The sequence below is a fragment of the Paenibacillus humicus NBRC 102415 genome (assembly GCF_004000905.1).
Classification (GTDB): Bacteria; Bacillota; Bacilli; order Paenibacillales; family Paenibacillaceae; genus Paenibacillus_O; species Paenibacillus_O humicus.
In genome coordinates this window covers 29,340-41,586 of the sequence record NZ_BIMD01000029.1, presented here as the reverse complement: position 1 = coordinate 41,586, position 12,247 = coordinate 29,340, and the positions used below count along the sequence as shown (strand labels likewise).

Annotated in this window: 10 protein-coding genes; 1 reads left to right on the top strand and 9 read right to left on the bottom strand. The window is 59.9% G+C overall.

All coding sequences use genetic code 11. The annotated features are described in order from the left end of the window. Positions 1–38: 38 nt before the first annotated feature. Both PHU01S_RS26705 and PHU01S_RS16755 read right to left on the bottom strand, forming a co-directional pair. Positions 39–1,301 (bottom strand): GIY-YIG nuclease family protein, encoded by a 1,263-nt coding sequence (locus PHU01S_RS26705; RefSeq protein WP_246029262.1) that lies wholly within the window; start codon positions 1,299–1,301, stop codon positions 39–41. Between the two features lie 1,099 nt (positions 1,302–2,400). Continuing rightward, complete coding sequence (locus tag PHU01S_RS16755) at positions 2,401–3,381, bottom strand: NAD(P)/FAD-dependent oxidoreductase (RefSeq protein ID WP_127508655.1); 981 nt, start codon at positions 3,379–3,381, stop codon at positions 2,401–2,403. A 261-nt stretch (positions 3,382–3,642) separates the two neighbouring features. On the opposite strand from PHU01S_RS16755, the gene PHU01S_RS16750 reads away from it, so the two are divergent. Beyond that, complete coding sequence (locus PHU01S_RS16750; RefSeq protein WP_076358813.1) at positions 3,643–4,857, top strand: MFS transporter; 1,215 nt, start codon at positions 3,643–3,645, stop codon at positions 4,855–4,857. A 255-nt stretch (positions 4,858–5,112) separates the two neighbouring features. Here PHU01S_RS16750 and PHU01S_RS16745 read toward each other — a convergent pair whose 3' ends face one another. The 7 genes from PHU01S_RS16745 to PHU01S_RS16715 all read right to left on the bottom strand — a co-directional run bounded on the left by PHU01S_RS16745 (position 5,113) and on the right by PHU01S_RS16715 (position 12,137). Then, positions 5,113–5,892 carry a Cof-type HAD-IIB family hydrolase gene (locus PHU01S_RS16745; RefSeq protein ID WP_076358812.1) on the bottom strand — a complete coding sequence of 260 codons (780 nt, stop codon included), beginning with the start codon at positions 5,890–5,892 and terminating at the stop codon, positions 5,113–5,115. A gap of 46 nt (positions 5,893–5,938) precedes the next feature. After that, positions 5,939–6,343, bottom strand: a complete 405-nt coding sequence (locus PHU01S_RS16740; protein ID WP_076358880.1) for an acyl-CoA thioesterase — start codon at positions 6,341–6,343, stop codon at positions 5,939–5,941. Between the two features lie 98 nt (positions 6,344–6,441). Next, positions 6,442–6,630: a hypothetical protein gene (locus PHU01S_RS16735; RefSeq protein ID WP_021881857.1), complete on the bottom strand. Its 189-nt coding sequence runs from the start codon at positions 6,628–6,630 to the stop codon at positions 6,442–6,444. Further along, complete coding sequence (locus tag PHU01S_RS16730) at positions 6,627–7,781, bottom strand: DUF4062 domain-containing protein (RefSeq protein ID WP_164763095.1); 1,155 nt, start codon at positions 7,779–7,781, stop codon at positions 6,627–6,629. The genes PHU01S_RS16735 and PHU01S_RS16730 overlap by 4 nt, the downstream gene beginning before the upstream one ends. A 440-nt stretch (positions 7,782–8,221) precedes the next feature. After that, positions 8,222–9,523, bottom strand: a complete 1,302-nt coding sequence (locus tag PHU01S_RS16725; RefSeq protein WP_246029261.1) for a multidrug effflux MFS transporter — start codon at positions 9,521–9,523, stop codon at positions 8,222–8,224. Between the two features lie 421 nt (positions 9,524–9,944). Then, positions 9,945–11,294, bottom strand: coding sequence for an outer membrane protein assembly factor BamB family protein (locus PHU01S_RS16720; RefSeq protein ID WP_164763094.1), 1,350 nt, complete (start codon positions 11,292–11,294; stop codon positions 9,945–9,947). 168 nt (positions 11,295–11,462) lie between these two features. Further along, on the bottom strand, positions 11,463–12,137 hold the full coding sequence (locus tag PHU01S_RS16715; protein WP_127508700.1) for an HAD family hydrolase: 675 nt from the start codon (positions 12,135–12,137) through the stop codon (positions 11,463–11,465). Positions 12,138–12,247 lie beyond the last annotated feature (110 nt).

Below are 12,247 nucleotides of genomic sequence, written 5' to 3'. Positions count from 1 at the left end.
CAAGCCTTCATTCCGAATTAAGCTCCAATGGCCGGCTGTCAGCCGCCGCCCTTCCGATACTCGTAGTTCTCCTTGCACAGCTGCAGCAGCGCATGCTTCAATCCGCGCTTGGGCTGCGTAATGAGAAGCGGGCGGGCCCGGCCTTCTCCGGGCATGCGGAGCGCCCTGCGAACCGCTCCCGGATCGGACACGGCATTGACGATGAGCTCGTCCGGCTTGGTGTTGTGCCGATAACGATGGATCAGGAAACGGTCGCAGGCCGCCTCGCCGTACCCGCGCTCCAGCTCGTGCAGCTGCAGGTCTCGGAGCATGCCTTCCTGAACCTTGGCGATCATGACGCCTTCCTCGCCGAAGTACAGAACCTCCTGGTTCACATTCGTCTCGCGGTCGACGATCTGCTTGTCCGGCGTTTTCTCAAGGTTGCGGATATGGCCCAGCATATTCTGGGCTTTCTCGAATTTCAGCTGCTCGGCATATTCGCCCATTTGACGGTACATCTGCGCGATCAGCGCCTCCTTGCTGCCGCTGAACAGCAGCTCGGATACCTGCTTGACCTTCTCGCCGTACTCCTCCTCGGTGATATGGCCTTCGCATATTCCGCTGCATTTGCCGATGTGGTAGAGCAGGCAAGCCCGCTTGGGCAGCTTGGTGCAGGAACGCAGCTTGTAGTGGTCGGCGACGAACTCCAGCAGCTCGTTGCGGAAGCGGGCGCTCGCGAACGGCCCGAAGCGCTTCGGCTCCAGTCCCGCATTCGTCGCGCTGTTCTTGCCCGCAGCCGAGGCTGTTGAAGCTGAAGAGTTCCACCCGCTTCTTGATGCGCCGGGAGCGTTAGGCTCGTTCGAGGCGTTCAAGGCGCCCGGAGCATTCGATTCTTTGGACTGGAAGGGCCGGCATGTTTGACCAGCCGCCTCGGCGGAAGAGGCGGTCTCGCTCCCCTGCTCGCGGCGGTCGCGATAGTAAACGTCCAGCCTTGGAATCCTTTCGGCGGTCAGCATCAGGTAGGCGTAGCCGCTATTGTCCTTTTTCAGCGCTCGATTGTAAGGCGGCTTATGAATCTTGATCAGATTGTTTTCCAGCAGCAGGCTCTCGGTTTCGTTGTTGACGAGCAGCACTTCGATGGAATCGATGAGGCCGACAAGCTCTCTCAGCCGCTTGCGTTTATGATTGGTATGAAAATAGGAACGCAGACGGCTCCTCAGCTTCTTGGACTTGCCGACATACAGCAGACGGCCCGATGCGTCGCGCATCAGGTAGCAGCCGGGCGTGTCGGGATAATCCCCGGCCTTGAACTGGAACGGCATCGCCTGTCCTCCTCCGTTGTTCGGCGGCTCCAAACATTTGTTCTAGAGCCTCATTTTAACGCCGGTATACGGAAAAAGGAAGATGATGAGCCATTCCGTCAATAAAATGTAAAAAAGTGGATTCATGCGGGCCGATTTGATACGCTGTCACCGACAACGGACATAAGGAGAAAGGAGGGTTTCCATGATTCGAAACAATCCCAGCGCCATCATAGAAAGAGACGTGGGCGCTTCGTACGAACTGGTCTGGTGCCTCTACGGTATCGTCCGGATTTGCGCAGCCCTTTGCGGCGGTCGCAGCAACCGGTTGGAGAGCTGGAAAGTCTCGCTTGGCGAAAGGCTGGATCGCGCTGGGCGGCTCGACTGTAAGAACCGCCGCATGTAGACACTGAACCCGTCCAACGTCCACTGGCCGATATCCGAATCGTCATGACAAAGATCGGCCACCCGTCCGAAACGGGATCGGCAACTGTTACGCTGATTAGCGTTTCCGGAATTTCACGGTCAGGTCCGGTGAATGGGCCACGACAACATGCACACTCAGATTGTCGGAGAACCCGCTCCATTTCTGGACATCCTAAACGCTGGCTTCCAATTAAACTCAAGGAATAAGACGAAAAATTCGTCTTACTCGTTCCTATTTCCCCTAAACTCAAGGAATAAGGCGAAAAATTCGTCTAAATCGTTCCTATTTCCCCTAAACTCAAGGAGTAAGACGAAAAATTCGTCTTACTCGTTCCTATTTTTCCTAAACTCAAAGAATAAGGCGGAAAACCCGTCTTTGTCGTTCCTACCAACATCCTATTGTATCTCCCATAATCCAACTAATAGGCCGCTTCGTCTCCTGGACACCTCTCACGACCACAAAGAGGGCTGCCGGATCGCCGGAAGCAAAGCTTCCTGCCATTCGTCAGCCCTGTCTGAACCAGACGGTTGCCCGCAACTGCTGATCAGTATAGCCACAGCCTGTTTCCAATGCGCAGCAAAACGTTCCCCTTCTCCTACATTCAACATTCAACATTCCTACATTCAGCATTCAACATTCCTACATTTTACATCCCTACATTCCTACATTCTGCATTCCTACATTCCTACATTCCTACATTCCTACATTCCTGCATTCCTCCAACTCTATTCCCTGCTCAGCCGCCGCCTCCAAAGGCCTCAGCGCCTTGCTCCCATCCTTTTCGATGAGGCTCTTGTGTATCCAGATCGCCGCCTGGCAGCCGTCGCCCATGGCGATGGAAGCCTGCTCCGAATGCGCAAGGACATCGCCTGCAGCCCACACATGCCGGACATTCGTCATCTTGGTGCGCGGATCCGCTTCGATATGGCGGTTGCCGTGCAGCGCGACGCCGAGCTGCGCCGCCAGTCCGGAACGCACCTCGTTGCCGCCGAAGGCGACGAATGCCTTGCCTCCCTCGATTTCCTTGCCCGACTCCAGGACGATTCCCTGCAGCTGCTCATCCCGGATGATCAGGCGGCGGATCGGCTCCTCCATGATTTCGACGCCCTTCTGCCGGAGCTTGTCCATGAGATCGGGAGCGACTTCCTGCTGCTCATGGTTCACATAGACCAGATCCTGCGTCCAATAAGTCAGGATATCCGCCATATGCGCTCCCGGATTTCCCGAGCCCATGACGATCGCTCTCCGGCCAGACAGCTCGTAGCCGTCGCAATCCGGGCAGACGTAGATGCTGATGCCGAGACAAGGAACCAGTCCCTCGAGCGGCGGCAGCCTGTCCATGACGCCTGTCGCCAGCAGCAGCCTCCGCCCCTCGTACCGCTCTCCGGCATCCGTCTCGATGACGAACGCTTCCGCTCCGTCCGCCTTCGCTGTGACGGCTTTTCCCTTGACGAACCTGACGCCGACCTTTTCCGCCTGCTCCTTGCCCGCCTTGCGCAGCTCCGGACCGCCGACCCCGTTCTTCCAGCCGATCAGATTCTGGTAACGAAGGCAGAAGTTCGATCTCCCGTTATCGGAATCGACGACCAGCACCTTATGGTTGTAGCGGCCCAGCTGAACCGCCGCGCTCAGTCCCGCAAGTCCGCCCCCGACAATGACGACATCGTATCGCATGACTCTTTTCCGTCTCCTTCCGGCATAGCTTTCTTCTGCTATTATTACCGAAACTCAGCTGAAGCTAATCGGCATACCCGGGATTGACCCTGCGCCCAACTTGCCTTTGAGGGTTGGATTCCGAGAGGGGGAGGAGTAGAATGGAAGATGACGGCAACGATCGGAGAACACCGCAAGCAACCGAGTTCGGGAATAATTTCGAACCCAATATAGGCTAGAACCAGGGTCCAGCCAGCCCCCAGAAAGGATTTGATACCCCTCATGGCGGATTCATTCTTATGGAAGCGCAACCTCCTTGTGTTGTGGACCGGCGTCTTTTTTTGCAGCACGGCCTACTCGATCTCCATCCCCTTCATCCCGATTTTCCTGCATAACGAGCTTGGCGTCTCGAGCCGGCTCACGCTCTGGTCCGGATTCGCCTTCGGCATCACGTTTCTCGCGAGCGCGCTGATCGCGCCCTACTGGGGCTCCCTCTCGGACAAATACGGCAGGCGGCCGATGCTCATCCGCTCCGGCTTCGCCCTTGCGGCCTTGTACATGCTCACCTTCTTCATCCACGATCCCTATCTGTTCCTCCTCCTTCGCATCGGCCAGGGCCTGCTCGCCGGATACGTGCCCGCGGCAATCGCGCTCGTGGCGACAAATACTCCGGAAGAGAAGACCGGCTACGCGCTCGGCATCATGGCGACCTCCGGCGCGACAGGCGGCATTCTAGGGCCGCTCATCGGCGGCATCGTCAGCCATTACATGGGCAACCGCGAAAGCTTCGTCTTTTCGGGCTGCATCGTGCTCGTCTCCGCGCTGATCGCCGTCTTTTTCGTCAAGGAGCAGAACTTCAACCGCAAGACGGTGCGCTCCTCGGTCCGCCAGGATCTGAAGGAAGCCTTCTCGAACCGCGTCTTCGTCACGATGCTGGGACTGGTCGCGCTGGGCACGTTCTCCGTCATGATCCTGGAGCCATTGCTGACCGTCTATGTGATCGAGCTTGGAGCGGGCAAGAGCGACGCCACGCTGCTCTCCGGCATCATCTTCTCCGCCGTCGGCATCGCGACGCTGATCGCGGCTCCCCAGTGGGGCAAGTTCGGCTCCCGGATCGGCTATACGAATGTGCTCGTCATCGGCCTGATGGGAGGCGGAATAGGCAATCTGCTGCAATTCTTCTCCAGCAGCTATGTCGGCTTCGGCGTGCTCCGCTTCTTTTACGGCCTCTGCTTCGCCGGTGTGTATCCGGCCCTGAACGCCATGATCGTGAAAGTGACGGAGCCGGAATTCCGCGGCCGCGCCTTCGGGCTGAACCAGTCCGCGACCCAGCTGGCGACGATGCTCGGCCCGATGATTGGAGGGCTGCTGGGCGGCTGGATTCCGATCCGATACGTGTTCGTCATCAACGGGCTCATGCTCGTCGGCGCAGCCATCCTCATCCGCACCCGGCATCTCGAGCGGCGGGTAACCCGGACGGCTCAAGCCCGCAGCTGACAAGACGGAATCAAAAAACCAGCCGTTGGACGGCTGGTTTTTTTGTGCATGGCATCGCCATGCCATTGGCGTGCATGGTATCGCTATGCCTTTTGCTACGCCAACTCATGCTTTGCTAGGCATCGCCGTTCATTCCTATGCTATGCATCCGTATTCATTCTCTCGACATGCATCGGGAGCTACGGTTACTATGGACCAACCAGCTTGGCGCGAAGCGGTCCGCCTTCCGCCGATCCGATACATGCCTGCCGAAGCCTACAGCAGGCCGACAAGCTCCAGGCCATGCTTGATGCCGTCCTCGGCCACATCTTTCGTCACATGCTTGGCCGCCTTCTGCACGCTCTCGATCGCATTGCCCATCGCCACGCTGTTATGCACCAGCTGCAGCATCTCGATGTCGTTCAGCCCGTCGCCGAACGCGTAGACATCCTCCGGGCGGACACCCGCAAGCTTCACGAAAGCCTCGATGCCCTTGGCCTTGGAGCCGCCGAGCGGAAGCACGTCCATCGAGAACTGATGCCAGCGGATGAAGTCCAGCTCCGGGAACGTCTCCCGGTACTTCAGCTCGTCGCCGATCGTGCAGAAGAGCAGGCACTGGTAGATCTCGCGCCCGATGTAATACTCCTTGTCCCATTCCATGACCTTGTTCTTGAGCGCCAGCGAGCTCATGCTCTCGTCGATGTAGTCATGCTGCTCGATATTGGCCTTCATCGTCTCTTCGTTCATGTAGACGATCGGATGGTCATTGGCTGCGGCGGCCTCGGTAATCCGCTGCAAATATTCCGGACGGATCGGATTGCGCACGATCACCTCGCCCTTGCGGACCGCATACTGGCCGTTGTAGCTGATGAACGACTCGATGCCGAGCTCCTCGCGGATTTCCTTGAACATGAACGGTCCGCGTCCCGTCGCGATCGCCACCTCGTGGCCCGCTTCCTGGAGCAGCCGGACGGATTCCTTGGCGGAAGCCGGGATGTTCTTGTCATGGTCGAGCAGCGTTCCGTCGATATCGAAAAAGATCAGTTTGCCTGTCATGATGATTCCCCCTCTAGATTCCCTCTGTTGAAACGTTTCCTCGATCCTATGCGTCCGCGGCCTGAAGCGCCTCTCGCAGCCGATCGGGCAGCTCCCTGCTGCGCCGCTCGGCCGCATCCATGCAGACGCTCGTCACCTCGGCGTCGGCCCTCACGACTCCCGCCGCATCCGCGAGCTCCTGCTTCAGGACATAGCTGGTCCGGCCGGCCCGCAGCGGATGCGTGCGCACCGTCAGGCGGTCTCCCTGCACACATTCCCGCCTGTAGTTGATGTTCACGTTGACCGTCACCGTCTGGATGCCCATCTCCAGGAAGGCTGCGTAATCCAGTCCCGCTTGCTCGTACCAGTCTTCCCGTCCCCACTCCAGATACTCCAGGTACTTGGCGTTGTTCACATGCCCGTTCACATCGATCTCCGTCGACCGGACGATCAGTTCAAGCTCCGAAACCATCGCATGCGCCTCCATTTCCTGACTTGGCATCCTTGCGCAGTCGGCACATCCCGCGATGCAGCAAAAAATCCGCCACGGGGGACGGATTCATGCAACCGCTACCGCCGGGTCGCTTCCGCGAGCCTCGACCGGATCAGTCTGATATTTTGTTCGGCGGCTATTCTCTGCTGCAGGAGCAGGTCCTCCGAGGTTGCCGTTCCGGTGGCGAACAGGAGCGCGTCCCGGGGCTGAATGCCGTCCGCTTCGGATACTCGGCCGTTCTTGGATACCCATACACAGCTTTTCATTGCCGCATCCCTCCCAGAAATAAGCTCACCAGCCGGATCATCTGCGTGTTAGGCCCTATTATAGCATTATTCACGCTGTCTTTGTAGCGCATATAGCGGAGGTTGCTCCAGGACGGTCCCGCCGGAAAATGGAATGTCGCCACGTAAGGGCCGCTGCGGACACAGTAAAAGAACTTTTGGCGGGCTTCCTTGTAGTATACGCCCTCGGCCCGGCTTCCCATGCCGTACGTGAGCGCGATATAGGAGCTTTGATCGTCCAGGGCGAACGCCCGCACCGCCGACGTCTGCCCGCAGCAGGCGACGAAGCGCAGCTCTCCGCCCTCATGCCGGTAGAGAGAAGCCCCGTTGCAGGCTTCATAATGTCCGACGGTCTCCCGGCTCCAGCTGCCATAAGCATGCTTCACCTGGCGGCCCTGCAGCCGCTGGCTGACCGTGCCCAGCCAGTCCGCCCAGCTGCCCGGAGGCTCCAGCCGGACTTGCGGCAGCAGCGCCGTCATCAGGTCGAAGCTTTGTCCGGCCTGCTCCAGCCGCAGGCTGTTGTCCATGATGGACGGCTCCAGCGGGAGCAGCAGCAGGCCGCGGCGCAGCAGATCGCTGAAGTAGCTCTTCCAGTCGATCGGAACCGCTGACGCCAGGTCCTCCACATAGATGCCGCGCTGGCGGAGGTCGTACAGGAGCAGCCAGACATAGGGATCGACATGGGCGTCCGCCTCCTCGCAGGTGCGGAGATAATCCAGCAGCCGGCCATTATCGGGATACTGGCCGGTCTCTTCGACCGAACGGTCGATATAGGCATCGAGCCGGTGAGCCACGGTGGCAAAAAAGCGGGCCTTCACCTGCGCGTCGGCCCAGACGAGAGCCGCGATTCCTTTGTCGAGCGCCGAGATCAGCTCCGAATGGGTCACCGTGATGCCCGAGACGGGATCGTAGGTCCCTGCCTTCGTTCCGATGAACAGCACATAGAGGTCGGACTCCCCGACCGCTTCCAGGCATTTTTCCACCGGGTTGAGATAGGAGGGCCACGGGCCCAGATTTTCTTCCCACATCAGCGGTTCATGGCCGAGGCTCTCCAGTTCCCGGAAAGCCGTCCGCCGCAGCGGCTTCAATCCGTCCTCGTTGACGGAGCTGATGAATACTTTGGTTTTGCCCATTTCGGCTTCCCTCCCGCGCGGCCAGGCTTGTTTCCTAATTGTACCATATGGAAAGGAGGGATCGAGGGACAAAAGGAGCAATCCGAGCGCAGTCTTCATGACAAAGCGGCTGGAGGATCCAACCCTGGCGCGGCACGGCTGCTTCCGGGAGACAAGGAAAACGGGCAAAAGGTCAAAACCATGCCGCATGAATCCACTGGAAATGGAAAAAAGGCCAGCTGGAACAACCGGCTGGCCTGAGCGATGAAGAATACGGTCCCGAAGGGATGCCGATATATTCGAACCGCAGCCAGAAGCGGATCGCCTCCAGCAAGGAGCCGACAAGCTCGGATGCGTACCTGGATCCACGCGGGGCCGTTGGGGTTCAAATATGGACGGAGGGCAGCCTCCGTCCAGCGTATATGCCCGCCCTGACCGGACGCGCTGGCCGGCGGCAGGCCTCAGCGGGTACGGCGGCGGCCTAGCAGCGTCGCCATCGCAAGCAGGGCCAGAGCTTCGGCGGCGGCGATGACAATCGCGAGCGGCAGGGCGCTGCCCTCGCCTCCGAGTCCCGACAGCGCCGAGAACGCCATTCCGGCGGCGAACTGCAGCATTCCGATCAGAGCGGATGCGCTGCCTGCGGCGCTGCCGGCATTTTGCATCGACAGAGACGTCGATGCCGTGCCGACGATGCCCACGCTCGACACGACGATGAACAGGGAGGCCATCACCGGAGCAAGGCCTCCTCCCAGCAGCACGGTCGCGAGCAGAGCGGCGCCGCCGCAGAGGGCGATCAGGACGCCGCTGCGGAACAGGCGCTCCGTGTTCATGCTCATTGCCAGCCTTCCGGTCAACTGGGAGGCGATGATGATTCCCGCTCCGTTGAGCGCGAAGATGAAGCTGTACTGGGATGGCGACACCCCGTACAGCTGCTGCAGCACGAAGGACGAGCCGGAGATGTATGCGAACATCGCTCCCGACACGAGGCTCATCGTCAGCACGAAGCCCATGAAGGAACGGTCCCTCAGGAAGAAGCCGAAGCTGCCGATCGTCTGCCTCAGCCCGCCCTTGGCGCGGCGCTGCGGAGCCAGCGTTTCCGGCAGCGCGAGCCATGCGGCCGCCAGCAGAATGATGCCGAGAATGGCGAGGAACACGAACGTCCCGCGCCAGCTGACGAAGCGCAGCAGCTGGCCGCCGAAGATCGGCGCCAGAATCGGGGCGGCGCCGTTGATCAGCATGAGCTGCGAGAAGAATCGCGTCATCTCCTTGCCGGAGTAGAGATCGCGCACGACCGCTCTGGCGATGACGATGCCGGCTGCTCCGGAGAGGCCCTGGATCAGCCGGCAGGCGAGCAGCATCGCGATGCTGCCGCTGAAGGCGCAGAGCAGCGAGGAAGCCGCATAGCTGGCGAGAGCGACGAGCAGCGGTTTTTTGCGGCCCCGGGCGTCGCTGAGCGGACCGGCCAGCAGCTGCCCGGCAGCCAGGCCGAGCATGCAGAACGTCAGGCTGAGCTGCCCCAGCAGCTTGGTCCCGCCGAGCTCGGCCGTCATTTCCGGCAGCGCCGGCAAGTACATATCCAGCGAAAAGGGCCCGATCGCCGTGAGCGAGCCCAGCATGATCGCCAATCCCCAGCGGCGCGGCGCTGCGGAATCCGCTCCGGCGTCCGGCTGCCCGGCTGAGACCGCTGCCTGGCTGCCGGCCGGCTGTCGGGAAGAAGCTCCTTCTTGGCCCGGCTGCGGATGGTCTTCAGTGGTGGTCGGCAAGATGCATCCTCCTTGGATTCAGCCGCGGATGCGGAAAGGGAGCGATCCGCCCAATCCCGCCCGGCCGAAATACATCGAATTCACCTATCGTACCGCAAATCCCGCCTCCCGCCAATCTCTCATTTCGTTGAAGGAAGATATCTCTCCCTTGCACCGCAAGGCTCGGCTATGCCTATATTCTCAAGGCGCCTTCGCCATCCCGGACAAGATTCCATCCCGTTCATCCATCAACGGCTTGTCCATACGCCCGAACGAAACAGCTTCCGCCAGCTCCTCGACCTGCTTCCGGGATTAGAAAAAAACCCCCTCGGCCGGCCACAATTCCGCCGCCTTCTGAAGGCGGCAATGTGATCTTCCTCGGGGACTTCAGCCTATCGGCAGGCTCGAAGCTCATAACTTCAGCCTGAAGGGGCGGGACTTGCTAGTTCAGCGCGCCAGGGATGCGGACGGCGATGAGCTTGCCGTCCGTCTGCACGATCAGGATCGAGCCGGTCCGGAGAGTAGGTCCGAACAGGCGGGATCCCGCATTCACCTTCAGGACGGGATCCGTCGTTTGGAGATTGAACGCATACAGGAAGCCGTCCGACTGGGCGGAGTAGACGCCGTTGCCGAACACCTCCGTGCGGACCGCAGGATTGTCTCCTGCCCAGGACACGGGATCTCCGTTGGCAGTCTTGAGCCCGCGCAGCGCTCCGCTGTCCCGGTCCACCAGGAACAGCCTGCCGGATGCCGGCTTGCCCGCCAGCTCCGTCCGCTCGCTGCGCTTGGCGTATGTCTTTGAAGGCTTCTGGCCCGGGACGTACCGGCTGAAGTCGAACTTCAGCACATTCGCGCCCGTATCCAGATAGAGGTCGCTTCCGTCCAGAAATGCCCTCTCTCCTCCGTATGGATAGGGAGGCTGGCCCGGCAGCTTGTAGCCGTATTCCCGGATTCCCTGCGACTTGCCCGTTCGCAGGTCGAGCACCGAGACCTTGAAGACGCGGTTCGGTGTCGCGTCCAGATCGGCATTGGGCAAGCCGTCCTTGACCGCATAGACCTTCCCGTCCTTCACGTCGAGCAGGCTGCTCGTAGAGTCCGCCTTCCACAGCAGCTTGCCCGTTCCCTTGTCCACGGCGTCCAGCTGGATCGATGTAATGGCCCCGGATACGACATAGGACATCAGCACGACCCCGTCATGCTCCTGGATTTCATAAGGCGCGTAGCTTGCCGACTTCTCCGTCTGCTTCCACAGCTTTTTGCCGTCGGAAGCCCGGAACGCCGTGACGACATTCCCAGTCGTCGCGTACACCGTATCGCCGCGCACGATAGGGGTGCGTCCTTCCTCTTGCCCGCCTGCGGACGATGTCCATTTGAGCTTGCCGGTTGCGGCATTCAGAGCGGCGATCTTGCCGTCCCGCTGCACGACATAGACGGAACTGCCTTCATACACGACAAAGGGTCGAAGTCCCGTTCCGTAACGGAACTTCTCTTTGCCGCTCTCGGCGCTGCGGGCAAGGAGCTTTCCGCCCATGACGGAATAGACGTTTCCTTTCTCCGCGACCGCATTGGTCGCGTACAGGAAGCCTTGCGGCCCCGGCTTGTCGATCGGGGCGGTCCAAAGAGGCTTGGCCAGCGGCGCGTTCAGCGCTGCCGGCGCGTAGCCCGGCGCGGACAGTACCGGCGCCTCGGCGCTTGCAGGAGCGGAGGGAATCGCCGCTCCGAGCAGCAGGGATACGCCAAGCAGCGCGGAAGACAGCCGCAGAGCGGAGTTTTTTCGGGTAGAAGTCAACATATGGGCATGCATCCTTTCCATCGTTGAAGGTAGTGGAGCAGGAATCCCGCCGGAATAACCGGCAGCGGTTCCTCCCCGTCTGGGGTTTACTCCCAGTCTCCTTTCTCTAGACGGAGCTTGCGGATAAAAGTTGCCTCGGGCTCCTGAATCCTCGACAAAAACGCGCTTCTATCTACGATGAGGGCCGAAGGGCTGCAAATCGAACAGCTCCGCCAGCTCCAGCAAATCATCGATGACGACGTCGGCTTGCTTGAGCTCGTCTTCTTGAGCAAAGTCGAAGCGGCAGCCTACCGCCATGAGGCCGTTCTTTTTCGCGGCATGGATGTCGGACAGCCTGTCGCCGACGACGGCTGCCTGTTCGATGTCATGTTTCTTCAGGATATGGCCGACCAGGTCTCCCTTGTCTTGAGACGGGATGTGCTGGATGCTGAACGTTTCCGTGATCCAAGCGTCAAGCTTGTAATAGCTGACAATCGCGTTCAAATACTCGACCTGCCCGTTGCTTGCGATGAAGATCGGGCCGCCGGCCTGCTTCAATCGATCGAATATTTCGATCACGTGAGGATACAAGGCTCCTCGGCCGCCGGCAATGTTCGCGATCAGCTGCACATGAAAGTGATCGTTCGCCCTATGCCGGATGCCATCCGTATGGTCGGGCAATAGAGCTTTCCATACGACCGGCAGCGGAACCCCCATGATCTCGCGGTATTTCCCGATTGGAGCCGCGCCCGACCATTCGCCAAGCGATTTCAAGTAATCAAACGTATCCTGCAAGGAGATCTCTAAAATCTTGTCCGTTTGAAAAAGCGTTCCGTCCATGTCGAATATCAGTGCGATCGGCAATGCAGCTCTCTCCTCCATGCGTTTATATCCGAATTCCTTCCCTTGCTCCCTATCCTTCCACACGCCGCCCGCCCTTCCCTCTCTTCTGCGCGGCAAGCTCCGTCACGGAG